Genomic DNA, 26,872 nt, shown 5'->3' with positions numbered 1-26,872 from the left:
CAATGTTACGAAAATTGGCATTACTAGTTCCTTTACTTTCCCTAGGAATCTTTACGATTGCACATGCCGCGAGTCCTACCGATACAATTCTCCCAGGAATTGATTTGGGTTCCAGCAATCCAGGGAATGTATCAAATACGCTGCGAATTATTTTAATGATTACCGTGCTATCAATCGCACCTTCCATTCTTGTTTTAATGACATGTTTCACTCGAATTATCGTGGTGCTTGGATTTGTTCGTAATGCCCTAGGAACTCAGCAAATGCCGCCAAATCAAATTTTGATCGGGATAGCTCTTTTTATGACATTTTTCATCATGGGTCCGACTTTTTCACAAATAAATCAGAATGCACTGCAGCCGTTGATGTCTGGAAAAATCACCCAGGATGAAGCCTTCCAATCTGCTAGTGTGCCCTTAAAGGAATTCATGAGTAAACATACACGAGAGAAAGATTTAGAGCTGTTTTTGGACTATTCAGGCCAAAAAAGACCTGAACTGGTAAAGGATATACCTTTAACCGCCCTAGTTCCTGCCTATGCCATTAGCGAATTAAAAACAGCCTTTCAAATGGGTTTTATAATTTTCATTCCTTTTCTTGTCATCGACATGATAGTTTCAAGTGTCTTAATGTCCATGGGGATGATGATGCTTCCACCGGTTATGATTTCGCTGCCATTTAAAATCCTGTTATTTATTTTGGTCGATGGTTGGCATTTAATTGTCAAATCATTGCTCATGAGTTTCTAAGAAAGGAGTGTTGACCATGATCACTGAAATGATCTTAAAGATTTCACAAGATTCTGTGTATACAATACTTATTGTCATAGCGCCAGTGGCCGGTGTAGCCTTAGTGGTTGGCTTATTGGTTAGTATTTTCCAAGCGACAACGCAAATTCAAGAACAAACGCTTGCGTTTGTCCCTAAAATTGTAGCGGTATTTTTAACGATTCTCATTTTCGGAGCGTGGATGTTACAGCGCGTGGTAGATTTCACCCAACATTTGTTAGGTAATCTTTCTCAATATGTGGGGTAAGCGATGGCTATTTATGCTTATTCTTGGTGGACTTTTTTACTTATTTTTGTTCGAATAACTTCATTTCTTCTAACGGCTCCATTATTTTCAGGCCGTCAAATACCAGTCATCTACAAAATCGGTTTTAGTATTTTGCTTAGTATCCTATGCGCCAGTGTAGTAAAAGAACCTATCCAATCTATGTCATTGGGCTTCACTGTTCTATTAATACTCAAAGAGTTTATTGTGGGTATTGCGTTGGGCTTGGCAGCTACTATCATTCTTTACTCCGTCCAGCTAGCAGGGACATTGATAGACGTCCAAATTGGCTTTTCGATGGCCAGCCTTTTTGATCCTACCTTTGGAGCGAATACCCAACTAACTGGTCGTTTAAAAAATATTTTAGCCATTCTTGTTTTATTTACTACAGATGGTCACCATTTACTAATCCAGGGGATATTAGCTAGTTTTGATTGGGTATCTTTGCAAGCGTCAGTGCCCTCGTGGATGGATGGCAGGTTGTCCACTTTTCTGCTTGAATGTATCAAGCAGATGTTCATTATTGGCTTCATGATGGCAACACCTATTATTGGCACACTCTTCGTAGTGGATATTGCCTTAGGTATTATTGCTAGGACCGTGCCTCAAATGAATATTTTTGCTATTTCGCCGCCGGTAAAAATTTTGATCCATTTTTTGATATATATATTAATTTTGCCTAGTTTTTTTTACTTGCTAAACGTACTTTTTGAAAACATGTTTGGATCTATGTCTTCAATTTTGAAAATTATGGGGGTGTAAACATGTCTGGAGAAAAAACGGAAAAAGCAACCCCCCACAAACGGAGAGAGGCAAGAAAAAAAGGGCAAATCGCAAAGAGTTCGGAGGTTTCATCTTCTCTAACATTGCTGTTATGTTTCTCTTTTTTATTGATCGGTGGAAAAAATCTAATAGAAGGGTGCATGAATATATATCGTCATTGTTTTCAGGAATATTTGCTATGGAATATTTCAATTTCAAGCACCCAGCTCCTATTTAATCAATTATTATGGGATGTTACTAAGCTGATTGCACCTATTTTTGCTGTAGTACTGGCAGCTGGTCTTATTGCAAATTTTGCGCAAGTTGGATTTATCTTCAATCTCGGAAGCTTGAAAATAAATTTTGATAAAATTAATCCACTAAAAGGTGCACAAAACCTATTTTCCCTTCGGTCAGTGGTTGAATTAATTAAATCAATATTGAAAATTGTGATTACTTCCAGCATCGCTGGTTTGATGATTTGGAACCAGAAAAACGAATTGTTTTTGCTAGGCGAAAAAAACATTTGGGATTCTTCTAGACTTATAGGCTCTCTTCTAATTCAAATAGGAATCGTAGTATCCAGCTGTTTGTTTGTTCTAGCGGTAGCAGATTATTTATATCAAAGGTTTGATTACGAAAAAAAACTCAGAATGTCTAAACAGGAAATCAAAGATGAACATAAAAAAATGGAAGGAGATCCCGTAATCAAAGGAAAAAGGAGAGCGAAACAACGGCAATTGGCCATGAATCGAATGATCCAAGAGGTGCCAAAGGCTGATGTGGTAATTACCAATCCTACCCATTTTGCAGTCGCGATTCGCTATGATTTTGATACGATGGATGCTCCAGAAGTAATCGCAAAAGGAAAAGACCATATAGCCTTAAAAATAAAAGAAATCGCAAAAGAACATAAAATCATGACGGTAGAAAATCGACCGTTGGCTCGTACACTGTTTGCAGCAGTGGAAATCGGGGAGCCGATTCCTGAAGAGATGTTCAATGCGATAGGAGAGATTTTGGCGTATGTTTACTATCAAGAAGGTCGGTATAAGGGGATGATGGCATGAAAACAAAGGATTTTTCCGTACTTATTGTTGTTATATTAATTGTTTCTATGATGATCATTCCTCTGCCAACAATACTATTGGATTTTCTATTAATTATTAACATAAGTGTATCAATGATGATCTTGTTGGTAGCCATGAATACAAAAGAACCGTTGGATTTCTCTATTTTTCCAACAGCAATATTACTTACAACCTTATTTCGTTTAGCCCTAAATGTGTCTACGACTCGTTCCATCCTATCAAAAGCGGATGGGGGAAAAGTAATCGAGACGTTTGGTTCATTTGTAATTGGAGGAAACCCAGTTGTTGGTTTTGTCGTTTTCTTGATTCTTGTTGTTATTCAATTCATTGTAATAACCAAAGGGTCGGAAAGGGTAGCGGAAGTGGCTGCCCGTTTTACATTGGATGCAATGCCAGGAAAGCAAATGAGTATTGATGCCGATATGAACGCTGGATTACTAAGTGAGCAAGAGGCCCGTGAACGCCGCAAAAAAATCGAGCAGGAATCCGATTTTTACGGAGCGATGGATGGAGCCAGTAAATTTGTTAAAGGGGATGCCGTTGCTGGGATTATTATCCTTCTAATCAATGTAATTGGTGGATTCGCAATCGGCATCGTTATTCATGGTATGAGTTTTGCTGAATCTGCAAGTACCTTCACGCTTTTATCTGTAGGGGATGGACTGGTTAGCCAAGTCCCAGCTTTACTCATTTCGACCGCGACAGGGATTACGGTTACCCGTGCCGCTTCTGATGGTAATTTGGGTTCAGACATTACGAAGCAACTCTTTAATAACCCTATGCTGCTATATATCGTTGCAGGAATGATCATGCTGCTTGGTATATTTACACCGATTGGAATTTTCCTGACGCTGCCTGTGGCCGGTGTGCTAGTGTTTAGTTCCTATACCATGCAAAGGAATATGAAACAAGAGGATCTCCGCAAGGAACAAGTAGAAATGGAGAATGTGGAAGAAGATATTCGTAACCCAGAAAAAGTGGTTAACTTACTTCAACTTGATACGTTGGAATTGGAGATAGGGTATGGGTTAATTCCATTGGCTGATCAAAAACAAGGCGGAGATATTCTCGATCGTATTGTGATGATCCGCAGGCAATTTGCCATTGAATTAGGTATAGTCATCCCCACTATCCGGATTAGGGATAATTTACAATTACCACCAAATCAGTATGTTTTAAAATTCCGGGGCAACAAAATCGCTTCCGGAGAAGTCTATCTCGATCATTTCCTTGCCATGAATCAAGGTGTTGATGATGAAGGTATCGAGGGGATTCAGGTGGTTGAGCCTGCCTTTGGACTTCCTGCAATTTGGGTGAGCATAGAGGTGAAACAGAGAGCAGAGCTTTTAGGATATATGATTGTTGACCCGCCATCCGTAATTGCGACTCATCTAACAGAGGTATTAAAACGATATACCTACCAGCTGTTGCGCAGAGAGGAAACAAAGGAATTAGTTGATAACCTAAAAGAAACCCATCCTAATTTAGTGGATGAGCTCGTTCCAAACTTATTGTCAGTAGGTGAAATCCAGAAGGTTCTTCAGAATCTTCTTCGTGAACAGATCTCGATTCGGGATTTAGCGGCAATTTTTGAAACATTGGCAGACTTCGCAGTCTATACAAAGGAACCGAGAGTTTTAACCGAATATGTGCGACAGTCTCTAACTCGGCAAATTACGGAGCAATATGTCGAGGAAGGCGTTATTAATGTTTTAACAGCGGGTGCCACTTTGGAGAAAGGTATTTCCGATTCTATTCAACAAACCGAAGCAGGGGTTTATTATCTTTCGATGGATCCACAAATGTCTAGGAAGATTACAGAGGTATTGAAAGAACAAATTGAGCGGGTTGTTAAAGCTGGTAGTCAGCCTATTTTTCTAACCTCGCCATCGATTCGGATGTATTTGAAACAGTTTGTGGATAAAATCATGCCATCTGTACCAGTTCTTGCATATACAGAGCTGGAGCCTGATATTGAGATCCAAAGTATAGGAGTGGTGAACATATGAAAACAAAAAAAATCATTGGCGATACCATGCCCCATGCTTTAAAAATGGTGCGGCAGCAATTAGGGGAGAATGCCATTATCGTGAACACCAGAGCGATAAAAACAGGCGGGGTGTTTGGGTTATTTACGAAACAAAAATATGAAGTTACAGCCTATTCAATTGAAAATGGAGGTTCTCAAAAGGGAACTACTTTTGGATTAGAACAAAAAGAGAATGATAGAAATAACTTCCATGAGCTAAAGAATAATACGAGGATTACCAAAGAGATTGAGAATAATCCATCTGTTTTTCATAAGAAGCATCAAAACCTTTATAATTATTATTCTAAATCGTCAGGAGTAACGGAAAAAACCGTTTCTTCAACATCTGTGACCAAGGAAAAGGAAAACGAAAATGTATTACTTGATGAACTACAGCATATGCGGAAAATAATGATGACATTTATGATGGAATCTAAACAGGAAAATGCTCTGCCTTCTGGATTAGCATCTAGCGTGAACCGTATGAAAAAACAGGGTGTTGATGATGAAGTTATCGAACATATTATCGGCGAGGTAATAAAAAAATATGAGTCGTTGACCAATTTACAAGATGACGTGATAAAAAAAGAAATTTACTCTATTATTCAAGGAATTATTGAAAAGCGAATTCCTGTTTCAAACACGGTCCACGAGCTCACGCGAATGATCAATGTGATTGGACCTACTGGTGTCGGAAAAACCACATCAATCGCTAAACTTGCTACAGAACAAGTGTTAAAACAAAAGCGCAAAGTAGCGATGATTACTACTGATGTTTATCGAATTGCTGCGGTTGAACAACTAAAAACGTATGCAGGGATTTTGAATGTGCCAATTGAAGTGGTTCGTTCTGCGGATGAACTAGAGAAGGCACTAAATAAACTAGTAAACTACGATCTAATCTATATGGATACGACAGGGCGAAATTACAAAGAAGCAAAAAACCGCGAATCCATTAATGAATTTTTAAATCATCCACTTAAGAGTGATAATTATTTGGTTTTAAGCTTGACCACAAAGTTTGAAGATATGCAAATTATGTTGAATGAGTTTTTGGATAGCCCTATCAAAAAACTTATTTTGACTAAAATTGATGAAACTACTAGTTATGGTTCAATTCTCAATATTGCTTATAAATATCCCTATCAAATAGCGTATATCACCAATGGACAAAGTGTTCCAGAGGATATCACATTAATCGATGCTGCATTGCTTGCGAGATACCTAGTAGGAGAGGAATAAGAAAATGGATCAAGCACAAAGTCTAAGAGAATATATGCATCGATTTAATGTTCAACAGCAAGAAATTCATTCCTCTCGAGTGATTACGATTACGAGTGGAAAAGGGGGAGTTGGCAAATCAAATTTTACCCTTAACTTTGCTTTAGGCTTAAAAGCCGTTGGCAAGAAAGTCATCGTGTTGGATTTAGATTTGTCAACCGCCAATATAAATATTCTCATGGGAAATTCACCGAGAAGCAGTCTAGCAGATGTCCTATATAAGAAGAAATCAATATGGGGTGTTTTGGAAAAAGGCACCGAGGGTATTGAATATATATCCGGAGGAATCGAGATTCAAGATCTAGTGAAATTAGATCAAGAAACGATCTCCTTTTTTTGGGCTCAGATTCAAGAGCTTCAATCTTATGTTGACTATATATTACTTGACACTGGTGCAGGAATCTCAAAGGAGCTTGTTGATATTATTGTAGCTTCAGACGAAACCATTATGGTCACCACACCAGAGCCAACTGCCATTGCCGATTCTTACGCCGTGATGAAGACTGTATTTCAGGTTAGCAAACAAGCGCCAATATTCCGTTTGGTAGTTAATCGCTCTCATACCTACCGAGAAGCGGTAGAAACTTCTAGAGCTTTAAAAAATGCATGTAGTAATTTTTTAAATTTGAAGTTGAAAACAATCGGGTTTCTAATGGAGGATGTCCATGTAAGGCAGTCCGTAAAATTGCAAATCCCATTTATCGTTTCCTATCCTTACTGTGAAGCATCAAAAAACATCAAACAAATTGTGTGTTCTTATCTGCCTGATATTGACGAAACTTCTTCTATTGCTACAAAAGGGATTCGAGGGTTTTTTGAAAAAATTTTGTTTTTGGGTAAATCGTGATATTTGGAGGTCCATATGAAAGCGAATTGGGGAGTTAATGCAATATTAGGTTTCATCGCATTTTTGTTAACCTACATTTTTTCGTTTATGAACAATACTTTGCTAACGTCCTTGATCAGAGCGGGTATAGGTTTTCTCCTCTTCTTTATAGTGGGCAATATGCTGCAATTGGTTTTGCAGCATATGGTAACAAAGAAAAACTCCGATTTAGTTCAACAACAAAATGAAGTAGAAACAAGCAAAGTGGGAGATGGGAAATCCCCAATTGAGAAAGTGGAATTGGGCGAACAATCATTCCAATCACTCCCTCTAGACTTGTTACATAATGGCGACCGTACATTAGGACCTGAAAAAATCGCAAAAGCCATCCAAACATGGACATCGGAAAACCAGGAGGGATAACACTTGAGACCTGCTATCAAAGAGACTATTCCGCATTATTTTTTATGGAGGACGTATCGGGAGAACCACGATTTAAAATCACAGGAAAATCTCGTAAAACAATATGTACATTTGGTAGAGCAAATGGCCAGACGGCTGAGCCTAAGTATCCCACACCGGATAATTCCTAAGGAGGACTTGATTGGATTAGGTTATATTGGTTTAATCGAGGCGATTCAAAAATTCGACTATCAGAAAGGGTTTCAATTCGAAACCTATGGACTGTGGCGGATAAAAGGAGCGATGTTGGATGGAATTCGCCAGATGGATTGGATACCGCGCGGGGTAAGAGAGAAAGCCAAAAAATTAAATAATGCCTTTCGCAGTTTGGAACAAACTTTGATGAGATCACCTACCGAAGAAGAACTTAGTCATTTTTTAAATTTGCCGCTGGAAGAAGTAGATCAAGCAATATCTGCTTTGTCAATGTCAACTTTGCTCTCTCTGAATGAACCATTGAATGCAAATGAAGATGAAGGGAAAAAGGAAAGCAGACTCGATCTGATTACAGATGATAAATTAATAACGCTGGAAAGACAAATTCAAATGGTAGAATTTCGGAAAATGATCGCTTCATGTATTGATAAGATGTCTGAAAAAGAAAGGCTGGTTATCTCGTTATTTTATAACGAGGGACTTTCTCAGGTAGAAATAGCTGAAGTCATGAATCTTACTAAAGGAAGGATTTCTCAAATCCATTCCAAAGCGATTCTCCGCATGCGGCAAACTTTTGAAACAAATGGTTTTTCATTAGATTCCTTCATATAACTCATAAATCATAATCGGAAGGAATTAAAGTGGGTCATGTAGGAAGACGATAAAGCCAGGCTCCAAAAAGGAAACCTGGCTTTTATTATAGATTATAAGATTTACTGTATACTGTATACTTTTTGATTTTTTCTAAACTTGGTTCGTACCCCATTCCCTGTGAGGTAGGAACAGTAATGATCCCTTTTTCAACTGTTACTTCAGGTTCAATAATATCCTCTGCCCAATAGAGAGCGGAGCTTGCCGTATCACCCGGGAGAGTAAAGTTAGGAAGGGTAGTGATCGCAATGTTGTGGGCTCTGCCGATGCCTGACTCGAGCATGCCGCCGCACCAAAGCGGCACGTTCCGTTCCTGACAAAAATCATGGATTTTCTTAGCTTGCGTCAAACCGCCCACACGGCCAATTTTAATATTGATAATCTTACAGCTTCCTAATTTAAGTGCTTTTCTGGCATCCTCTAATGAATGGATGCTTTCATCCAAGCAAATCGGTGTTTTTAATCTGGCCTGGAGATCGGCGTGATCAATAATATCGTTGTAAGCCAGAGGCTGTTCAATCATCATTAAGTTATAATCATCGAGAGCCGTCAACATGTCCATGTCTTCTAACGTATAGGCGGAATTGGCATCGGCCATGAGCGGAATATCCGGATATACTTTCCGGACTTTGTCGATTAATTCAACATCCCAGCCCGGCCTAATCTTTAATTTAAAACGTTTATAGCCTTCTAAACGACGGTCTTCAATTGTTTCCAACGTCTCATCGATGGAATCTTTAATGCCGATACTGACGCCGACATCAATTGTCTGTTTTGTCCCGCCAAGTATGCTTGAGAGTGAAGCGTTTTGCTCTCTTGCATACAGATCCCAAACAGCCATTTCCAAGGAAGCCTTCGCCATATAATTCCCGCGGATATGGGAGAAATGTTTTTCTGTAAGTTCATCGGGATGCTGAATTTCATTGTTTAATAAAATCGGAATTAAAAAATCTTCCAGCATATGCCAGTTAGTTTTAACTGTTTCTTCATTATAATAAGGGGTAGGCATGGCCACATTTTCTGCCCAGCCCGAAACACCATCTTCGTTAATCACTTCAACAAGAATAAAATCCCGATCATATTCCGTGCCAAAGCTCGTCGTAAAAGGGTGAAGCAGATCCATCTTCATATGCCGTAAAACAACTTGCTTAATTTTCATGTAACAATTCTCCTTTTCCACGTTAGGTTCATTTTTTCGTCAAGACATAGAAATGAACGGGACTGTCAGGCTGAGTATTCTTTATAAAACCGGTAACCTCCCATCCTTGTTGAAACAGTTGTATAAATATCTCTCTTGTTTTCATGCGCCATTCAACGGCTGCCTCGATATTTGTTTTTCTTATTGCCCTGAAAGCCTTTGGAACTGCCACAAAGGTAAGTTTGACATCTTGATTAGGAAGGGGAAGGGTAGATGAAGGGATAGGGAATCCTTCCCTATTCAAATCCCATTGTACGAGTGAGTTTGCAATGGCAAAATCGATCTCGATCTCCTTTTTACTCTCACTTTTTTCCTGCTCAAGGTGCCATTCGACCAGAAAGCGATCAGTTGGGATCCCGCTGTTTAACAGGTCGTCCATTTCTCCGTAGCAATTGGCAATATATGTAGAGCTAACACCGCCAAGTTTTGCGATATTTAAGTACCCATTTACACTCTCTAATGGGTCGTACGTCCAGGTAATGAGTGAATATCCAAGTTTTAGTGCTTCCTCACGTTGAGCCAGTTTTAATTTCTCACCAATTCCTTTATTACGAAAATCAGCATCGGTAGCTAAAACATGGGAGCAAAGATAGACCGATTTCCCGTTGAATCCTGGGAAGCTGTATTGGAATCCAACTAATTGTCCTTCGTAATAAGCACCCAAAACCAAACCGCCGTTTTTGACGGCGGTAATGGTTTGATGGGTAGGAATTGAGTCGTTTTCACCCCAAACTTTACATTCGAGCCTTCTTACATCCTCTAGCTCTTCGATATGCAGAAGAGAACGAATTTTAATCTCTTTGGTATAAGTCATAAGTCAATTCCCCCTTAAAAAATAACCTTATTCGCGGCTGAAATCAGCCTCTTGGATGGTTACCATTTTTGTTTTCTTGACAAACTTATGGCCTAAGTAACCGATTATGAATAATGGCAATCCAATATAGGATACGGCGATTCCATACCAATCAATCTTTGATCCAATAAATGCTCCATAATTTGTTCCAAGTGTGGCGACTAAACATAGGACTGTTGCCAAAATTGGCCCTAATGGGAACCATTTTGCTACATATGGCAAATCTTTAAAATCTCTTCCCTGGGCAACATATGCTTTACGGAAGCGAAAGTGTGTAACCGAAATACTTAACCAAGAGATATAACCAGCTAAACCGGCAGCATTTAATAACCAAGAATAAACTGTTCCGTCACCGAAAAGAGAGGTAAGGAAGCAAAGCATTCCTATTGCTGTAGTTAAGTAAACTGCATTAACCGGAACTCCGCCTTTACTAACTTTTTTCAAGAACGCCGGTGCTTTACCTTCTTCTGCCAATGTCCAAAGGACACGAGAACCAACGTATAAAGATGAGTTTCCTGCAGATAAAACGGATGTAAGAATAACCGCATTCATTGCAGCTGCTGCAAAAGCAAAACCTGCATGTTTAAAAACTAAGGTAAACGGACTCACTGCAACATTCGATACATCTGAGCTTAGTAAATTCGGATCTTTATAGCTGATTAAACAACCAATGATGAAAATCGCTAAAACATAAAATAGTAGAATTCGCCAAAAGATTTGTCTGATCGATCTAGGCATGTCCTTACTAGGATTTTCACTTTCACCGGCAGCGACACCAACCATTTCCGTTCCTTGGAAGGCAAAACCGACCACCATAAAAACACTGAAAATGGATAAGAGTCCTCCTTTGAAAGGCGCTTCACCTTTTGTCAGGTTCGCAAATCCGCCGGTATGACCGCTCATAATTCCGAAGATCATTAATAATCCGACTACGATGAAAACAACAATCGTCACGACTTTGATAATTGAGAACCAGAATTCTGCTTCTCCGTATCCCTTAACGGATAAAATATTTAAGGCAAAAATGATTACAAGAAAGCTTGCACTCCAAACAATACCCGGAACATGTGGAAGCCAATATTTCATAATTAATGATGATGACGATAGTTCCAGGGCAAGGATAATCGCATTGTTGTACCAATAGTTCCAGCCGACAGCAAAACCTAAGGAAGGATCAACAAACCTTGATGTATAAGTGCTGAAAGAACCGGAAATCGGGATAAAGGCAGCCATTTCTGCAAGACTTGTCATTAGGAAATACACCATGATTCCGGCAATGAGATAGGCGGCAAGTGCACCACCGGGACCGGCATCATGAATCGTGGTTCCACTCGCCAAAAATAGCCCTGTGCCGATCGTCCCGCCGATGGCAATCATCGTTAAATGTCTGGTTTTAAGCTTTCGTTCCAGATGTTCTTCAGTAGGAGCATTTACTTTTAAGGTAACTTCGGATTTTTGAGCAGTATTTTGCATAAAACACCTCTTTTTTTATTTTTGAAAAATTTTACTCCTCTGATGCCAGTAACAGAGTGCGAGTTAAAATTTTAGTACCATAAATAAGTGCATCCAAATTAAATTTCATTTGCGGATGATGCAAACCTGGGGAGAGACCGCAGCCTAATCCAACCATGGTTGCAGCTAATCCTTGATTCTTAGCCGTATAAAAGTGAAAATCCTCACCCCCTTGAGAGACACAGGTAGACAGAACATTTTCTTCAGCAAGAATATCCGTGATAGCGCTTACAACTATTTCCATTGCTTTTTTATGTAAAGTGGCTGCAGGTACTAATTCTTCCACAAACCAGTGAATAGTCGTTCCTGTTTCCTCCATTGTTTCTTCGATAATTTCCTGTGTTAATTTTCTAAGTTCATTCATAACTTCATTGGATTGGGCCCTGGCATCGATTGCAAAATTGGCGGTTTCCGGGATTACATTCGAAGCGCCATTTTCTGTTTGAAGCTGCGTCATTTTAATCGAATAGGGCATCTCGCTTTCTAATCGGATCTGTTTTAATTTTTGAACTAATAATGCCGCCGCATCAATCGTATTCAGCCCATCTTGAGGACGGGAAGCATGGGCTTGTACACCTTTAATCGTACCTCTAAACGTTCCCGCTGATCCGTGGACAATAACAGGGGAGGCCTTCATATAAGGGACCTCGATAGCCGGTCTAAGATGAACACCAAATAAATAAGAAACATTTTCCAGTGCGCCATCTTTCATCATTTGCAGGGCACCTTCACCTTTTTCTTCGGCAGGTTGAAAAATAAAACGCAAGGTCTGTTTCGGCCGGTTTCCAGCGGCAGCGAGCGCCAGCGCTGAATATAAAACCATCGTACTATGGGCATCGTGGCCACACGAATGATTCGGCATTACGATTCCATCAACTTCCTGGACTAGGGCATCCATATCAGCCCTTAAGGCTACAACTTTGTCAGAATAGCCGGGGATTTCTGCAATGATTCCATAGTGGCCAGGGAAGGTTTTAACGGTTAAACCGGCATTTTTAAGACGTTCTGCAATAAAGTTTGATGTTTTCTTCTCTTCCCAGCTTGGCTCGGCAATCGCGTGGAGTTCATGGTAGGTGTTTTGCACTATTTCTTTGTTTTGTTCAATAAATTGAAGCGGGTTCATAACGGTACACCTTCTTTTTATTCATTAAATACATCAAAGCTTGAATACAGCTTTTCTAATTTTTGTTGATGGGACTGGATGCGCTCTTGGTCCTTTTCATGAATCCCTTCTATAATCAAATCTACTAAACTTATAACAGAAGCGATGGAATTGGAGCCTGTTTGGGCATTTTCTTCAGTCGTAAGGACAATATCTGAAATCCTTCCAACAGGGGAAAGCAGCCGATCTGTAACGGTAATTAGACAAATCCCATGCTCTGCAACACACTCCGCCAGCTTGATTGTATCGTTTGAATAGCGCGGTAAGGAAAAAACAACGACAACAGAGTTTTCGGTAAGATTGCAAAATTTTTCGAAAAATTCTCCGGTGGGGGAGCAAAGTGTTACATTATCCCTAATTGAACTAAGCATATAGGAAAACCAGTAAGCGGCCGCGTGAGAAAGCATATGGCCCGCAATTAAAATTTGATCTGCTTTTATCAGGCAATCGACTGCTTTCCAAATTTCCTGAACGTTGCTTTGGTTAATTAATTGTTTTAATAGTTGAATCTCATTTAATATGACTCTCTTAAATGGATCGGCGGAACGGTATTGCTTCATACTGAAATTTCTGTACTCTGGCTTGCTTTGCTGGAGCAGTTCTTCTTGAATGATCGTTTGCATTTCACTAAAGCTTTCAAATCCCAATGCATACGAAAGGCGAATCACGGTGGTTTCACTAACTGCTGCTTGCCGGCCGATTTGAAAGGCCGTTTTAAAGGCAGCTTGATTGAGATTTTCAATCAGATAATTGGCCACTTTTTTTTGACCTGCTGATAAAACGGGGAATTTTTCTTTTACTAACTGTTGAAAAGGAAGTGGTTCCATTCCATCATCCTTCCTTTGGAGAAGTAAATCCTTCATTTATTATTTATGATGCATTAAAAACTTCTTTATTGTTTTTACATTAACATAATTAAATACGGAATAAAAGAGTATTTTTCAAATTTTGTGATTATTAATTCTTTTTGGGTCATTTTCTGATGGTGGATGGATGTGCATATGAATAGAAGAATTACATATTAATTAATTGGAGGAACAACATTTAGATAGGATGTGGAAGTTAATGAGGATTAAATTATATTAAGATTGATACCTAGATCCAATTATATTTCATCGATAATGTTAGCAACTAAAGGGGATTGATTATGGAGAATTTCGGAATTAAGCCTTTTTTGGACGTTCGGTCAGCGAGAAAACCCGTTTATCAGCCTGATGGTCATAAATTAAGCTTTATTGCTGACTATTCCGGCTTGCCACAGGTCTGGGAGTTGAATCTTGGGGGAGGGAGGTCTGTCCTACAAGCTTCCTTTACAAATGAGAGTATAAAAGTCGTTAAATATATAAAACATACCTCGACACGCATCATAAGCATGGATGTTGCTGGTAATGAAAAGCAGCAACTATTTTTATTAAAACGTGATCATGACATAATTAGGCTGACCGATTCTCCAAACCATATCCATCATTATGGTGGCAGCTCTCCTAACGGAAAATGGATTGCCTGGTCAAGTAATCGCCGTAATCTTGCCTTTTTTGATATCTATATCCAAAACTTAGAAACACTTGAAATACGCCGCTTATTTTCAGATGATGGTATGTATTCTTCGATAAAGTGGTCTCCTGATGGGCAGTCTTTATTAATTCGAAAAACAAATACACATCAGGACAATGATTTGGGTATATTGCAGATTAACACAGGTGATGTGGACTGGGTAACACCTCATATTGGAGAAGCGAGCTTTAAGGATCCTTACTACAATAAGGATGGGGATCATCTCTATTTATTAACAAACAAAGATAGAGAGCACTTTGGATTAGCGATGATAAATCTTTATTCAAAAGATCTCACTTGGCTGGAAAGGAGAGATTGGGATTTCGAGGAACTCACGATGAACAAGGAAAAAAACATGTTAGCATATTCAATGAACGAGGGAGGGATTTCAAGTGGTGTTATTGTTGACTTAAAAAATAGTAATCTTTATTCATGGAAAACACCGATGGGAGTGATATCTGATCTTACTTTTTCACCTAATAATCAAAAATTGGCCTATGTTTTCAATGGGCCCGAAAATCCTTCTGATATTTGGGAGCTTGACATAAAGACAATACACACAGAACGTCTTACCTACTCTTCTCGGTCACCGGGTGGGAAAAATAAATTGGTTAAGCCGGAGCTTATAACCTATAAATCTTTTGACAACCTTCATGTGCCTGCATTTTTTTACAAGCCTGTAAATACTTCAAAAAAACATCCTGTTGTCGTTTATATTCATGGTGGTCCAGAAAGTCAAATTCGTGCCGTTTATAATCCTATCCTGCAATACTTACTAAGCATCGGCTTTGCTGTTTGTACTCCGAATGTTCGCGGCAGTACTGGATATGGAAAGACGTATACCCATCTTGATGATGTTAGAAAAAGAATGGATTCCGTTAAAGATTTGGTTTCGTTAGTAGAGTGGCTAAAGGCAGAAGGGAGCGTTGATCAACGTAAAATTGCGTTAATGGGCGGCAGTTATGGAGGATTTATGGTTCTTGCAGCAATCAGCCACTATCCGCATTTATGGTCCGCAGCGATTGATATTGTAGGAATTTCAAGTTTTAGAACCTTTCTTAAAAATACGAACCCATGGAGACAAAAACTTCGTGAGTTTGAATATGGAACGATTGAAAAGGATGGAGAGTTTTTCGATCAGATTGACCCATTAAACCATACGGATAAAATTATAAGCCCTCTTATGGTTTTTCATGGTGCAAACGATCCGCGTGTCCCAATTGAAGAATCCGAACAAATCGTATATAAATTAAAGGAAAGAAACCATCCGGTAAAGTACTTCCGTTTTGAAGATGAAGGCCATTCCTTCGAAAAACGAAAAAATAAAATTTTTACGTATACGAAGGTGGCCGACTTTCTTGAAGAATATATCGGAAAAAAATTTTAGCAATCAATGAAAAAGAGATAGTTTTATAGCTTTAGTAACAAAAGAAAACCCGCCATTTTAGAGGTGGGTTTTAGTAACGTGTAAATATAAGATTGGCTCGTTCTAGTAGCCATACAATTTAATTCATTGGTTTGTCTAGGAAAAAATCCCCTTTGGGCAAGGTAATAATCTTTCCACCAATTTGCACATGGATGGTATCATTAAATATGGCTTTCACGATTCCTTTTAATGAAATGGTTGAATTAACATCAATTTTTTTCGTTTCAGAATTGGTTGTCAAATTATTCACACCTTCCAAAGTTAGATATGACCATATTATAAAAGGATGAAAAACAAATAATTAAAGAAATACGTATTCGCAAAAAATAGTAATAATTCATCTTATGATACTAACTTGAGAAATGTTTCTTTTTTCGGAACCAATTTATTACCTATTCACCTTCCTTTTTACACAATATAATTCGGAAAAATGATCTTTAATTCCTGCTTATCCCTCTTGTATCTTAGAAAAATATTTTTTGAATTCTATACTAGGCTAGCATCTTTAAACGCTTCTGGTATAATTACATCCGGATGTTATCAGGAAGAGATATTATTTTTTTACATATAGGGGCTTTAAAAATGAAAAAGTGGTTCGTTCTATTATTATCTGTTGTTTGGTCGGCCTCAGGAAAGGAGGGGGTTTTTTGAAAATGATTGATGCTCATATTCATTTAGATCATTATAAAGATGAAGAAATTAATAGTCTGATGGGTGGTTCATCTCAAATTGAAATATTGGTGTCAGTTTCTTTTGATCTAGAATCGTGTAAAAGAAATCTTTATTTATCTAGAAGATTTTCTAGGGTAAAACCAGCTTTCGGTTTCCACCCCGAGCAGCCTCTGCCTACAGGGGAAGATCTGAACGAACTACTTGTTTGGATGGAGAAGCATCGTGAAGAGATGTTTGCGATTGGAGAGGTTGGCCTTCCCTACTACCAGCGACTTGATCAAAAAGTATCTAAACAGGATTATTGTCAATATATGAAGCTGTTAGAGAGTTTTATTCTAAAAGCTAAAATTTGGGAGAAACCGATAGTTCTCCATGCTGTTTATGATGATGCACCAATCGTATGTGACCTCTTAGAAAAACATTCTGTAAGGAAGGCGCATTTTCACTGGTTTAAAGGTGACGATAAAACAGTCGAGAGAATGGCGGGAAAAGGATACTTTATTTCGGTTACCCCTGACGTGGTTTACGAAGAAGAAATCCAACAATTAGTTCGGAGATATCCATTAGAGCAAATGATGGTTGAAACAGATGGCCCATGGCCCTTCGGAGGACCATTTCAAGGACAAATGACAAATCCAAACATGATGATGGAATCAATAAAAATGATCGCAAAACTAAAAAAACGATCTAATGATGAAGTGGCTGGAATATTAATTCGAAATACAAAATTCTTTTACAATTTAACGTAAAGAGGTTCAGTTTAGGTAACACTTTAAGGGGGAGAGGAACTGACCTCAGAGGCGTGAATCCGTTAAAGAAATGGTAGAAACCCCTTATTTTTGTTTTAAAATGGAGGTTATTTAAGATGAATAGGTGCGGGTGGGTAAATCAGGATCCGTTGTATATAAGCTATCATGATGAAGAATGGGGTGTGCCTGTCCATGATGACCGCTTGCTTTTTGAGTATTTAAATCTCGAAGGGGCCCAGGCAGGTTTAAGCTGGTATACGATTCTTAAGAAAAGGGAGAACTACAGGGCTGCGTTTGATAACTTTGAACCTGAGAAAATCATCCGCTATGATGAAGAAAAAGTGGAAGAATTGTTACATAATGAAGGTATCGTTAGAAATAAGCTGAAAATTAATGCGGTCATGACAAATGCAAAAGCATTTTTAAAAGTGGTGGAGGAGTTTGGCTCCTTTAATAAATATATATGGTCATTTGTCGGCGGACAGCCCATTCAAAATCACTTCAAAGAGCTAAAAGATGTTCCCGCGACAACAGAAATAAGTGATAAATTAAGTAAGGATCTTAAGAAACGCGGATTTAAATTTGTCGGTTCCACCATTTGTTATGCCTTTATGCAAGCTACCGGGATGGTGAATGACCATATCATGACATGCGATTGCTATAAAACCGCGTATAATGAAGTGAAATAGAATCGAAGCTGAACATAGATGTGAACTTTTTTTACAAAAAGATTTGACCATCGTTTACGATACGGGGGTATTATATAATAGATTATATGGAGGTGTTGACATGTCTTTTGATAAAAAACCTGAGGATGAATTAATCGATGAATCCTGTTGTTTTGATGAAGGAAATGTGCGGAAAAGCCATCATTCGGAACGAATTAAAAGCAACTTAGTCGCTCGCCTAAACCGAATAGAAGGTCAAGTCCGCGGGTTAAAAGGTTTAATCGAACGGGATACATATTGTGATGACGTGATCAACCAAATTTCCGCGACTCAATCGGCATTAAATAGTGTAGCGAAGGTTTTATTAGAGGGTCATCTGAAGACCTGTGTAGTAGATCGAATTAAAGAGGGCGATTTTGAAGTTTTGGATGAAGTTCTTGTCACTATACAAAAATTAATGAAAAAGTAATGGGGGTTTTATCATGGAAAAAGTAACATTAACGGTAAGCGGCATGTCATGCGGACACTGTGTGAAAGCAGTAGAAGGCAGCGTTGGCGAACTCAATGGTGTAAAAAAAGTTGCAGTGGATCTTTCTAATGGCAAAGTTGATGTAGAATTCGACGACAAATTGGTCACTTTAAGCACAATTAAGGAAACCATCGATGACCAGGGCTACGATGTAAAATGAATTTCAACATAAAAAGCGAACAGTGCCTGCACTGTTCGCTGAAGCATATGTTCTTAAAAAGGGTGTCTCAATAGAGATGTCTTTTTTTAATTCAGTTCTAATTCAATTCTCATTCATTTTTAATCTTAATAGTATCTAAATGCTTTCTTCATGATAACTTAACATTTTTCATGTTTAATAGAGTTTGTATAAAAATTACTAGGGGGTAAAACATGAAAAAGAGATTGACCATGGCATTAGTACTTGGATTGATGATTCCGGCGGTAACGCCGGCAGCTGCGGCAGGGAAGGGTACCACTATCAATTCTTTTAAATTTAACTCAATGAAAGCACCGACTAGTATTGAAGAAATGGTGAAAACTTATACCGGTGCATCAATGGATGTTACCTACAACAACGGTTCAAAGAAAAACTTCCCACTTACATACAAGCAATTATTTCTTTCGGATGAAAAAATCGTCACAAACAAAGGAATTAAAATTCCTGCAGGCACTCCGATTGATGTTAACGGAAATCCGATTGTCGATAAAAGTGTTCCCGGAAAGGAATCATACTTTATTTCTGATGCTCCAGATTCTAATAGCTTAATGAATGTTGGCGGAAATCCTTATATGGTATCTCATTTTGAATATGATACGCTTGATAATTCAGGTCAGTCTGCATATGGGAAAGTTCCTGCTTCCATGACATTAACATCATTAAATCAAAATAAAAAGACTGGTGAATTATCTGTTAAAAGCGCGAAAAAAATTGATTTTTCAAGTGTAAATGGCTTATGGATTCCGTGTAATGGCTCTACGACACCTTGGGGAACTCATTTAGGCTCTGAAGAATATGAACCCAATGCACGTCAATTTGAGGCTGAAATGGGTACGAATCAAGATACTACAAATGTAAAAGCTTTTGCCAAGCTCTATTTTGGTGATGAGTCAAAGGCAAATCCATATAATTACGGGTGGATTCCTGAAGTAACAGTTAAACCTAATGGTGATGCTTCCGTTGTCAAACACTATAGTACGGGTCGTTTTTCTCATGAATTGATGACGGTTATGCCGGATAATAAAACAGCATTTTTCGGTGATGATGGTAACTATACAGTCTCTTTTATGTATGTTGCTGATAAAGAAAAAGACTTATCTGCGGGTACTTTATATGCAGCAAAATTCGTTCAAACAAGCACAAAAAATGGCGGGGCAGGTAATCTTGTATGGATCAAGCTGGGCCATGCAACTGACAAAGAAATTAGAACCATTATCGACAAAGGAACGAAATTTAGCGATATTTTTGAAACAGCAAGCAAGCCAACAGAAGGTTTTACAGCCATAAAAACCGATTCTAGTGCTGCAAAAATTGAATATTTAAAAGTTAAACCTGGAATGGAGCTGGCAGCGGCATTCTTAGAATCACGTCGCTATGCAGCCTTAAAAGGTGCAACAGCAGAATTCCGTAAAATGGAAGGAATTACTGTAAACGCAAAAGATAAAAAAGTGTATATGGCTATTTCTGAACTTGGAAAAGGTATGTTAGATTCTAAGGGTGCAGATCCGGTGGATGATATTCGATTGCCTCAAATCCTAGCAGGTGCTACGTTTGAATTAAGATTAACGGGTAATCAAATAGATTTAGAGGGAGACGAAATTGCAAGTACCTATGTAGCTTCTTCCATGAAAGCACTAGTTGTGGGAGAAGATCTTGCAACACCTGATGCTTATGGTAATAAAGCAAATCCAGATAAAGTATCCAAGCCGGATAATCTAAGCTATTCTGAGAAAATGAGAACATTATTTATTGGTGAGGATGGCGCCGAGCATACCAATAACTTTGTTTGGGCATTTAATGTTGATACAAAAGAGCTTTCACGTGTCCTTTCCGTTCCTGCAGGTGCAGAAGCCACGGGTTTACGTGTTATCGATAACTTTAACGGCTTCTCTTATATATTGAGTAACTATCAGCATCCCGGAGATGAACTTCAAAATTGGCAAGGGACAGCAGTAGATAAAGCAGCTTTAGAAAAAGCGATGCAAGACGGCATTGGTATTGATCAAAAAGGTGGTGTCGGTTACATCTCCGGTTTACCACAGCTTGATGTTAAACATGTTGGATGGTATAACAAGGATGGCAGCATGGCCGCTAACACAACCATCAATGGATACAAAATTAGCAAAAATGGTGAATGGATTAAATAAAATATAAATTTATTAAATGGTAGAATCATTCACTGATTCTACCATTTTTTCTTGCAGTCGCTAAAGGAATACATTGAGAAGATGTCGAATAAAATAGTATAAATATTCTGAAATTTTAGCTGTGGGAACAATCGATTAATCTCAAAACCAAATGGGAACCGGTAGATAAATACACCTGAAATGTTCAATTTTTGGGGGTGAGGGAGTCTGAAAGCAACGAAAGTAATTTTATGGTTGTTAGCTGTACTCATTCTATTTATTTGCTTTTATGTTTATGCTAGTCTTTTTGGCACACCGTGGGAGAAAGCAGCACAAGAAGCCAATATCCAATCCTACTTAACAAAAAAATACAGAACCGATTTTGTTATTATGAAAACAAAATATAACCATTTAAGTGAAACCTATCAATCCTATGCATTTCCGAAAGAGAATCCGGACCTATTATTTAGTGTCGAACAGGATCAGGATGCCTATGCGGGTTATTCCGACACGTATCCAAAAGTATTGTGGGAAAGTGATGGGTCAAGCAAAATGAAAGCGAAAATAAAACAGATTTTTCCCAACCTGGATGTACCAACATTCAAAGCCCTGCGAATTGTTGAAAGGGGTGAATTCTATGGTCCGAATATCCCAACCTACGAAGAGGTTCATGCTTCACAGCTGGGATGCTCCTTAACGATCAATATGAAAGCCAATTGGGAAAAAATGAACATGAAGGTTGAAAAACAAAAAATCCACGACCTTAGCAGCTATTTAAAAGAGGAGCATTTTCCTATTTTAGTAGAAATCAGATATTTTGAAAAAGAAATGCACCTTAATGAGAAGGTCTATTTTCTAACCGAGGATGGAAAAATTGTAGAGAAATAAAGCGTCAGAGGATCCTTCCCCTGACGCTTTTATGTGTTAGACTTCTTTTATTTGAGAGCTCTTGGTCGCTTCGGGAACCCGTAGGAGAATAACGCCTCCGATGACGAACAAAATGATGAGACTGAATACACCGCTATTGGTGTTTTTTGTCATGTATGCAGTAAGGCCGACTAAGGAAGGTCCTAAAATGGCTGCAAATTTGTAAAAGATATTATAAAAGCCAAAAAACTCGTTTGCATTTTCTTTTGGGACAAGTCGTGCAAAGTAGGCACGGCTTAATGCTTGAATCCCACCTTGGGAGGATGCAACCAGCATCGCCAAAATCCAAAAATCCAACGTGGTTTTCATGAAATATGCATAGGTACATATGATGATATAAACGAAAATCCCTACAATTAGCATCGTTTTCCCTCTGAATTTCTCGGCAAGTTTGCCATATAAAATGGAGAACGGAGCGGCCACAACTTGTGTGGCAAATAAAATAATCAGAAGATTGGTGGAACTGATGCCTAAATCTGTTCCATAGGTGGTGGACATGGTAATAATCGTATCAACCCCATCAATGTAGAAGAAATAGGCAAGTAGAAATAGGAAAAGCGGACGGTATGACTTAATATGTTTAAAGGTTGCATACATACGTTTGAAGCTGCTGGTAACCGGGTTCGGCACCCGTTCAATATAATAAACCTGCTGGACATTTTTAAGCATCGGGATTGTGAATAGCCCCCACCATAGTGCTGTAATGACAAAAGCGGCTTGACTCGCTACTGTAACAGAAAGCGGAATAACATGTTGCTGGGATAAAATAATAAGCGCGATACTAATGATGAAGGGGATGGTACTGCCAATATAACCCATGGCAAATCCTCTGGATGAAATCCGATTCATCCGTTCTTCCGTGGTTATATCAACAAGGAAGGCATCATAAAAGATATTGGCCCCGGCAAAACCGATGACGGTAAACATATAACAAATTAGCAAAATAGACCATTGACTATTGGGCACAACTGCCAGAAAGGTCGTGAACACAATGCCGAGTGTGAAGAAAAAAGTGAAGAATTTTTTCTTGAATCCTTGATAATCCGCAATTGTACCGAGGATCGGCGCACAAATGGAAACAAGCAGTGTGGCAATCGAATTAGCATAACCCCAATAGGCAGTAGATGTCGTCGCGGCAAGTCCGGCATTATTAGCGGCCGCTTTAAAATACAATGGAAAGATGGCCGTGGTGATCAGTAAGGAGTATGCTGAGTTAGCCCAATCATAAAAGACCCAGCTTTTTTCCGGTTTAGACAACTTGTTCATCCGTTTTCCCCCTTTTTTTTATATTGTTAAAATCTCTTCCAAAACCCTTCCATCCGTTTCACCCAGGCTAACACCTAAAAGCCTCGCCAGCGTCGGCCCCTCGTCAATCAGGCGGATTGAAGGGAGAGTGATGGGGTGAATCCCTTTACCACTTGCGATAAAAATGGTTGAATAGGCCGCTTTTTCCGGCGAATAACCATGAGTTGCTAACGTATACTTTTTGTCTGCTGTAACATCCTCTTGGGTAATCGTCTTCAGGTAATCTCCTTGAAAATCCTCCAAAAAGTAATAGCCTTTTTGCGCTTCCACCATAAAAGCACACGTTCCGTCAGCGCCTTTTTCAGCAGCCTTTTCTCCTGATAGCACCTGTTCGATTCCTGATTCAGGATTATCTTTTAATGAATGTAAAAGTTGGGCAATTTCATTAAATGTTGCGGAATCGTGTGGATCTTTTAGATAAATATATGCAGACCCATCACAACTTTTACAATAGGCTTTCCAATTATTCAGCTTTCCTTTTGAGTTAGTCGTAATAAAATTATGCTTATGTAGAAGAACATTAAGATTTAAGACTTTGTTTTCATCTAATGCACTATGATCACCTAAGGCCACTATGGTTGAATTTTCATAGATTCCACTGTCTTTAAGGGCTTCGATAATCCTTCTGAGCCGTTCGTTGTGGCGGTGAATCGCAGCGGTTGCTTCCTCGGAAGAAAAACCGTGATAATGTCGCTGTGTATCTAAGTCGGTAAAGTGAACTAATAATAAATTCGGTTTCTTAGTTTTTATCGTATCAACTGTTGACTCCAGTACAAAGTTATCCAATTCAGGCTGGTTCAGACCCTTGCGGATATGACCATACCGTTTATTTAAGTCCCATTGAAAAAGAGGGCTTCCGCTTAAGAGGGAAACAACAATTTGATTTTGCCAAGGCCGATTCGCAAAAATTTCCGGCATATTGTAGTCGATATTCGCTTTTCCTGTTACAGGCCATAGTAAGGCCGCTGTCGTCATGCCTGCCTTTTTTACTTCATCATATAAAGTGGTCCACTTGATAGAGTCACGAAACCAATGCCAATCGGGAGAAAGCCTACCGGGTTGCAAAAGCGTATTATTAATCACTCCATGACGATTCGGATAATTTCCTGTTACAATCGTTGCGTGACAAGGATAGGTAATTGAAGGATAAATAGATTCGACATTCGGGGCAATTGCACCCTGTTGAAGAAGTGTCCGGAAGTAGGGGAGAGTTTCAAGTAAAGGCAAATCTAAAGCAGAAAGGCAATCAAAGGAAATGACAATTAAATGGTCTGTGAGACGATCCATGTTTTACCTCCTGACAAAGGTTTTGTTCATATTAATTGTACTATAAGAAAAAGGGAATTGTTGAAATTATTTCTATTATTAAAAGAGAAAACTGGCCATGCTCGATGGTCAGTTTTGTGATTTGTATAAATGCCCTTTATTGTTAATATTTTCATCTATTTGTTTAATTGTTTTATGAAAGGGGCAATTTGAAATAGCGGAGTTGTCATCATGTAAAAAATATTGTTTCCACTCGAAGTTATCCTCATTTCCATAGCTATTCAAGTCCGGGTGAATTCTGATAGTATCATAGTCCGCCAATCGTTTGCGGATGTTTGATTTAATTTTTGCAGCATAGTCGTGGGATGAGTGGAATTCCACTAATACAGATCTTGGGGTAATGGCAAGCATAAAATAAGGAAAATGCCTGCTCATTTTCTTTTTATGAGCAGGGGTGGCGCAATAAATGAAATATTGTTCCCCGTGAAAACAGAATTCCCAGAGCGGATTATGTGGATCTGTCGCGGCCATTCTTTATAATCGATCTCTGTTAGGCGATTGACTTGTTTCCAAAACAATTGTTCAAATGTTTCCACACACGTACGATCTTTTAATTCTTCGGATGTGTCGTAAAATATAATCAAGGAGGTGTAATTTCCGAGGTTTCGAAAGCAGTTTGAATACGCTTCTAGGATTTTGGCAAGTTCATCAGCAGAGGAGATATTTCTCGGATCAGATACAAATCCATAACGGAATTGATTTAGTCTATACCCTTGAGTAGCGGGTATACAGGGAAATAGGAAGTTTTTATCGGTCAGCTTTGCCGAGAATCTAGCAACTGCGTCCACTTTCCATTGTTCAAGAACACTATTAATAATGGATTCTTCTGTATACAACATCTTTACCGCTCCTCCCATCGCAATAGGATATGAAGGATAATTGATATAGGTGAATGTCCATAACAGAGTATGGGTAATCCTCTCTGTCCCCATAATTACTTGCTGACAGAAGTTAATGGTTTCACCGAAGCAGTTTGGTTGATTTACGGACACAAGCTGATATTAAATTTTTTTAACCATGAAAAAAGAAAGAGGTTTTTTATGAAAAATGCGAATGCCAAAATTAACGCCATCCTAATAGCCGACACTCATGAAACATTTGTAACAAGAAGAATTCCCGAAGTGCGACTTGAATTTGGCGGAATGAAAGGTGATCGGCACTTTGGGATGACATATCCTTCTGATTCACGGCAGCCCATGTATCCAAAAGGGACGGAGATTTTAAATCGCCGGCAGATCACGATTGTTTCAGAAGAAGAGTGTCAACAAATTGCGGACGAGCTGCGGGTAGAATATATTTTACCTGAATGGCTGGGTGCGAATATACTTCTGAACGGTTACCCTGAACTAACGAAGCTGCCGATGGGATCCCGAATCCTGTTTCCAAATGGTACAGGATTAATCTGTATGGGAGAAAATCAACCTTGCATTTTCCCGGGTGAGGAAATTCAGAAGCATTATGAAACGAAACCGAAACTAGCCGCAAACTTTGTCCGCTCTGGTTATAAGCGCCGAGGGATTGTCTGTGCAGTTGAGCGGCCCGGTGAAATTTTTGAAGGGGATGAAGTGCGAATTTTGATTAATGATTTGAAGAACCCCATGCAATAGTTTAAAAAACTCTACAGCAGTAATCAAATCAATTTTTTTTGGTTAAATTTAGTCATTATTTAACGATTGCGATATAATTTAAATGATGGTACAAAAATTAATAGCTTTCTATTCTATTTGAAAGGGTGTTAATATGGCTATTTCATTATCAAAAGGTCAAAAAATTGACCTTACGAAAACAAATCCGGGTTTATCAAAAGTTGTAGTTGGTTTGGGATGGGATACGAACCGCTATGACGGAGGGCATGATTTTGATTTAGATGCCAGCGTTTTTTTATTGGATGCTAATGGCAAGTGTGCATCTGAAAAGGATTTCATATTCTATAACCAACTTGAAGGCGGAAATGGTTCCGTTGTACATACAGGTGATAATCGGACAGGTGAGGGGGATGGTGATGACGAGCAAGTGAAAGTAAATTTAACTGCTGTTCCGTCTCAAGTTCAGAAAGTTACCTTTGTTATTACGATTCATGATGCCGAAGCGCGCGGTCAGAATTTCGGACAAGTGTCTAATGCATTCTGCCGAATCGTGAACGAGGAAACAAACCAAGAAATTATTCGTTATGATTTAGGCGAAGATTTCTCAATTGAAACGGCGATTGTTGTGGGAGAACTTTATCGACACAATGGCGAGTGGAAATTCTCAGCGATCGGTTCCGGCTATCAAGGCGGGCTAGGCCGCATCGCTACCGATTTTGGATTACAGGTAGGGTAAAAAGGTGCATTGCAAAAAAAGACAAGAAGGAAT

The 26,872-nt window shown here is 38.8% G+C and carries 26 protein-coding genes and 1 pseudogene; 18 read left to right on the top strand and 9 right to left on the bottom strand.

Features of this window, described 5'->3' with window-relative positions; translation table 11 throughout:
- The first annotated feature begins 2 nt into the window (after positions 1-2).
- Genes fliP through J2S10_RS13485 form a run of 9 tightly spaced genes read left to right on the top strand, consistent with a single transcriptional unit; the run spans position 3 to position 8,272 of the window.
- Positions 3-749 (top strand): flagellar type III secretion system pore protein FliP, encoded by a 747-nt coding sequence (gene fliP, locus J2S10_RS13525; RefSeq protein ID WP_307408567.1) that lies wholly within the window; start codon positions 3-5, stop codon positions 747-749.
- Positions 750-765: 16 nt separating this feature from the next.
- Positions 766-1,035 carry a flagellar biosynthesis protein FliQ gene (gene fliQ, locus J2S10_RS13520; RefSeq protein WP_307408565.1) on the top strand — a complete coding sequence of 90 codons (270 nt, stop codon included), beginning with the start codon at positions 766-768 and terminating at the stop codon, positions 1,033-1,035.
- 3 nt (positions 1,036-1,038) lie between these two features.
- Positions 1,039-1,815, top strand: coding sequence for a flagellar biosynthetic protein FliR (gene fliR / locus J2S10_RS13515; RefSeq protein WP_307408563.1), 777 nt, complete (start codon positions 1,039-1,041; stop codon positions 1,813-1,815).
- A 2-nt stretch (positions 1,816-1,817) separates the two neighbouring features.
- The gene (gene flhB / locus J2S10_RS13510; RefSeq protein WP_307408561.1) at positions 1,818-2,885 is read left to right on the top strand and encodes a flagellar biosynthesis protein FlhB; all 1,068 of its coding nucleotides are present in this window, start codon (positions 1,818-1,820) and stop codon (positions 2,883-2,885) included.
- The gene (gene flhA, locus J2S10_RS13505) at positions 2,882-4,915 is read left to right on the top strand and encodes a flagellar biosynthesis protein FlhA (protein ID WP_307408559.1); all 2,034 of its coding nucleotides are present in this window, start codon (positions 2,882-2,884) and stop codon (positions 4,913-4,915) included. Before flhB ends, flhA begins: the two co-directional genes overlap by 4 nt.
- Positions 4,912-6,177, top strand: coding sequence for a flagellar biosynthesis protein FlhF (flhF, locus tag J2S10_RS13500; protein WP_307408557.1), 1,266 nt, complete (start codon positions 4,912-4,914; stop codon positions 6,175-6,177). The genes flhA and flhF overlap by 4 nt, the downstream gene beginning before the upstream one ends.
- Positions 6,178-6,181: 4 nt before the next feature.
- Entirely contained in the window at positions 6,182-7,063 is an 882-nt protein-coding gene (locus tag J2S10_RS13495) for a MinD/ParA family protein (protein WP_307408555.1), read from the top strand.
- A gap of 15 nt (positions 7,064-7,078) precedes the next feature.
- Positions 7,079-7,465: a hypothetical protein gene (locus tag J2S10_RS13490; protein WP_307408553.1), complete on the top strand. Its 387-nt coding sequence runs from the start codon at positions 7,079-7,081 to the stop codon at positions 7,463-7,465.
- Positions 7,466-7,468: 3 nt separating this feature from the next.
- Positions 7,469-8,272, top strand: a complete 804-nt coding sequence (locus tag J2S10_RS13485) for a sigma-70 family RNA polymerase sigma factor (RefSeq protein ID WP_307408551.1) — start codon at positions 7,469-7,471, stop codon at positions 8,270-8,272.
- An 85-nt stretch (positions 8,273-8,357) separates the two neighbouring features.
- On the opposite strand, the gene menC is transcribed toward J2S10_RS13485, so the two are convergent.
- From menC to J2S10_RS13460, 5 genes are read right to left on the bottom strand one after another with little or no spacing between them, the layout of a single operon-like run.
- Complete coding sequence (menC, locus tag J2S10_RS13480; RefSeq protein WP_307408549.1) at positions 8,358-9,470, bottom strand: o-succinylbenzoate synthase; 1,113 nt, start codon at positions 9,468-9,470, stop codon at positions 8,358-8,360.
- Between the two features lie 28 nt (positions 9,471-9,498).
- Positions 9,499-10,323 (bottom strand): GNAT family N-acetyltransferase, encoded by an 825-nt coding sequence (locus tag J2S10_RS13475; protein WP_307408547.1) that lies wholly within the window; start codon positions 10,321-10,323, stop codon positions 9,499-9,501.
- Positions 10,324-10,350: 27 nt separating this feature from the next.
- On the bottom strand, positions 10,351-11,835 hold the full coding sequence (locus J2S10_RS13470) for an amino acid permease (RefSeq protein WP_307408546.1): 1,485 nt from the start codon (positions 11,833-11,835) through the stop codon (positions 10,351-10,353).
- Between the two features lie 31 nt (positions 11,836-11,866).
- The gene (locus tag J2S10_RS13465) at positions 11,867-12,997 is read right to left on the bottom strand and encodes an amidohydrolase (RefSeq protein ID WP_307408544.1); all 1,131 of its coding nucleotides are present in this window, start codon (positions 12,995-12,997) and stop codon (positions 11,867-11,869) included.
- A 17-nt stretch (positions 12,998-13,014) separates the two neighbouring features.
- Entirely contained in the window at positions 13,015-13,863 is an 849-nt protein-coding gene (locus J2S10_RS13460; protein ID WP_307408541.1) for a MurR/RpiR family transcriptional regulator, read from the bottom strand.
- Between the two features lie 320 nt (positions 13,864-14,183).
- Here J2S10_RS13460 and J2S10_RS13455 point away from each other — a divergent pair, with 320 nt between their 5' ends.
- Complete coding sequence (locus tag J2S10_RS13455; protein ID WP_307408539.1) at positions 14,184-15,977, top strand: S9 family peptidase; 1,794 nt, start codon at positions 14,184-14,186, stop codon at positions 15,975-15,977.
- Positions 15,978-16,095: 118 nt separating this feature from the next.
- On the opposite strand, the gene J2S10_RS13450 is transcribed toward J2S10_RS13455, so the two are convergent.
- Positions 16,096-16,257 carry a hypothetical protein gene (locus J2S10_RS13450; protein ID WP_307408538.1) on the bottom strand — a complete coding sequence of 54 codons (162 nt, stop codon included), beginning with the start codon at positions 16,255-16,257 and terminating at the stop codon, positions 16,096-16,098.
- Positions 16,258-16,669: 412 nt separating this feature from the next.
- Here J2S10_RS13450 and J2S10_RS13445 point away from each other — a divergent pair, with 412 nt between their 5' ends.
- The 6 genes from J2S10_RS13445 (at position 16,670) to J2S10_RS13420 (ending at position 21,847) form a co-directional block, all read left to right on the top strand.
- Positions 16,670-17,437, top strand: coding sequence for a TatD family hydrolase (locus J2S10_RS13445; RefSeq protein ID WP_307409248.1), 768 nt, complete (start codon positions 16,670-16,672; stop codon positions 17,435-17,437).
- 116 nt (positions 17,438-17,553) lie between these two features.
- Positions 17,554-18,126: a DNA-3-methyladenine glycosylase I gene (locus J2S10_RS13440; protein WP_307408536.1), complete on the top strand. Its 573-nt coding sequence runs from the start codon at positions 17,554-17,556 to the stop codon at positions 18,124-18,126.
- A 100-nt stretch (positions 18,127-18,226) separates the two neighbouring features.
- On the top strand, positions 18,227-18,574 hold the full coding sequence (locus tag J2S10_RS13435) for a metal-sensitive transcriptional regulator (protein ID WP_307408534.1): 348 nt from the start codon (positions 18,227-18,229) through the stop codon (positions 18,572-18,574).
- A gap of 13 nt (positions 18,575-18,587) precedes the next feature.
- Positions 18,588-18,794: a copper chaperone CopZ gene (gene copZ, locus J2S10_RS13430; protein ID WP_307408532.1), complete on the top strand. Its 207-nt coding sequence runs from the start codon at positions 18,588-18,590 to the stop codon at positions 18,792-18,794.
- A 212-nt stretch (positions 18,795-19,006) separates the two neighbouring features.
- Positions 19,007-20,980 (top strand): PhoX family protein, encoded by a 1,974-nt coding sequence (locus J2S10_RS13425; RefSeq protein ID WP_307408530.1) that lies wholly within the window; start codon positions 19,007-19,009, stop codon positions 20,978-20,980.
- Positions 20,981-21,187: 207 nt separating this feature from the next.
- Positions 21,188-21,847: a YfjL-like protein gene (locus J2S10_RS13420; RefSeq protein WP_442417890.1), complete on the top strand. Its 660-nt coding sequence runs from the start codon at positions 21,188-21,190 to the stop codon at positions 21,845-21,847.
- Between the two features lie 36 nt (positions 21,848-21,883).
- Here J2S10_RS13420 and J2S10_RS13415 read toward each other — a convergent pair whose 3' ends face one another.
- The 3 genes and pseudogenes from J2S10_RS13415 to J2S10_RS13405 all read right to left on the bottom strand — a co-directional run bounded on the left by J2S10_RS13415 (position 21,884) and on the right by J2S10_RS13405 (position 25,356).
- Complete coding sequence (locus J2S10_RS13415) at positions 21,884-23,152, bottom strand: MFS transporter (RefSeq protein ID WP_307408526.1); 1,269 nt, start codon at positions 23,150-23,152, stop codon at positions 21,884-21,886.
- A gap of 18 nt (positions 23,153-23,170) precedes the next feature.
- The gene (locus tag J2S10_RS13410; RefSeq protein ID WP_307408524.1) at positions 23,171-24,478 is read right to left on the bottom strand and encodes an alkaline phosphatase family protein; all 1,308 of its coding nucleotides are present in this window, start codon (positions 24,476-24,478) and stop codon (positions 23,171-23,173) included.
- A 108-nt stretch (positions 24,479-24,586) separates the two neighbouring features.
- A pseudogene (locus J2S10_RS13405) lies at positions 24,587-25,356 on the bottom strand (YqcI/YcgG family protein).
- 201 nt (positions 25,357-25,557) lie between these two features.
- Here J2S10_RS13405 and J2S10_RS13400 point away from each other — a divergent pair.
- Positions 25,558-26,124, top strand: coding sequence for an MOSC domain-containing protein (locus tag J2S10_RS13400; protein WP_307408522.1), 567 nt, complete (start codon positions 25,558-25,560; stop codon positions 26,122-26,124).
- A gap of 133 nt (positions 26,125-26,257) precedes the next feature.
- Positions 26,258-26,839, top strand: coding sequence for a TerD family protein (locus J2S10_RS13395; RefSeq protein ID WP_307408520.1), 582 nt, complete (start codon positions 26,258-26,260; stop codon positions 26,837-26,839).
- Positions 26,840-26,872 lie beyond the last annotated feature (33 nt).

This window comes from Neobacillus ginsengisoli, from assembly GCF_030813055.1.
This window is presented reverse-complemented; position numbering and strand designations above follow the sequence as displayed.

What these genes read in the sequence shown, in the direction of transcription:
- fliP (WP_307408567.1), top strand. Translation starts at nt 3, where the DNA reads ATGTTACGAAAATTGGCATTACTAGTTCCTTTACTTTCCCTAGGAATC.
- fliQ (WP_307408565.1), top strand. Translation starts at nt 766, where the DNA reads ATGATCACTGAAATGATCTTAAAGATTTCACAAGATTCTGTGTATACA.
- fliR (WP_307408563.1), top strand. Translation starts at nt 1,039, where the DNA reads ATGGCTATTTATGCTTATTCTTGGTGGACTTTTTTACTTATTTTTGTT.
- flhB (WP_307408561.1), top strand. Translation starts at nt 1,818, where the DNA reads ATGTCTGGAGAAAAAACGGAAAAAGCAACCCCCCACAAACGGAGAGAG.
- flhA (WP_307408559.1), top strand. Translation starts at nt 2,882, where the DNA reads ATGAAAACAAAGGATTTTTCCGTACTTATTGTTGTTATATTAATTGTT.
- flhF (WP_307408557.1), top strand. Translation starts at nt 4,912, where the DNA reads ATGAAAACAAAAAAAATCATTGGCGATACCATGCCCCATGCTTTAAAA.
- J2S10_RS13495 (WP_307408555.1), top strand. Translation starts at nt 6,182, where the DNA reads ATGGATCAAGCACAAAGTCTAAGAGAATATATGCATCGATTTAATGTT.
- J2S10_RS13490 (WP_307408553.1), top strand. Translation starts at nt 7,079, where the DNA reads ATGAAAGCGAATTGGGGAGTTAATGCAATATTAGGTTTCATCGCATTT.
- menC (WP_307408549.1), bottom strand. Translation starts at nt 9,470, where the DNA reads ATGAAAATTAAGCAAGTTGTTTTACGGCATATGAAGATGGATCTGCTT.
- J2S10_RS13475 (WP_307408547.1), bottom strand. Translation starts at nt 10,323, where the DNA reads ATGACTTATACCAAAGAGATTAAAATTCGTTCTCTTCTGCATATCGAA.
- J2S10_RS13470 (WP_307408546.1), bottom strand. Translation starts at nt 11,835, where the DNA reads ATGCAAAATACTGCTCAAAAATCCGAAGTTACCTTAAAAGTAAATGCT.
- J2S10_RS13465 (WP_307408544.1), bottom strand. Translation starts at nt 12,997, where the DNA reads ATGAACCCGCTTCAATTTATTGAACAAAACAAAGAAATAGTGCAAAAC.
- J2S10_RS13460 (WP_307408541.1), bottom strand. Translation starts at nt 13,863, where the DNA reads ATGGAACCACTTCCTTTTCAACAGTTAGTAAAAGAAAAATTCCCCGTT.
- J2S10_RS13455 (WP_307408539.1), top strand. Translation starts at nt 14,184, where the DNA reads ATGGAGAATTTCGGAATTAAGCCTTTTTTGGACGTTCGGTCAGCGAGA.
- J2S10_RS13445 (WP_307409248.1), top strand. Translation starts at nt 16,670, where the DNA reads ATGATTGATGCTCATATTCATTTAGATCATTATAAAGATGAAGAAATT.
- J2S10_RS13440 (WP_307408536.1), top strand. Translation starts at nt 17,554, where the DNA reads ATGAATAGGTGCGGGTGGGTAAATCAGGATCCGTTGTATATAAGCTAT.
- J2S10_RS13435 (WP_307408534.1), top strand. Translation starts at nt 18,227, where the DNA reads ATGTCTTTTGATAAAAAACCTGAGGATGAATTAATCGATGAATCCTGT.
- copZ (WP_307408532.1), top strand. Translation starts at nt 18,588, where the DNA reads ATGGAAAAAGTAACATTAACGGTAAGCGGCATGTCATGCGGACACTGT.
- J2S10_RS13425 (WP_307408530.1), top strand. Translation starts at nt 19,007, where the DNA reads ATGAAAAAGAGATTGACCATGGCATTAGTACTTGGATTGATGATTCCG.
- J2S10_RS13415 (WP_307408526.1), bottom strand. Translation starts at nt 23,152, where the DNA reads ATGAACAAGTTGTCTAAACCGGAAAAAAGCTGGGTCTTTTATGATTGG.
- J2S10_RS13410 (WP_307408524.1), bottom strand. Translation starts at nt 24,478, where the DNA reads ATGGATCGTCTCACAGACCATTTAATTGTCATTTCCTTTGATTGCCTT.
- J2S10_RS13400 (WP_307408522.1), top strand. Translation starts at nt 25,558, where the DNA reads ATGAAAAATGCGAATGCCAAAATTAACGCCATCCTAATAGCCGACACT.
- J2S10_RS13395 (WP_307408520.1), top strand. Translation starts at nt 26,258, where the DNA reads ATGGCTATTTCATTATCAAAAGGTCAAAAAATTGACCTTACGAAAACA.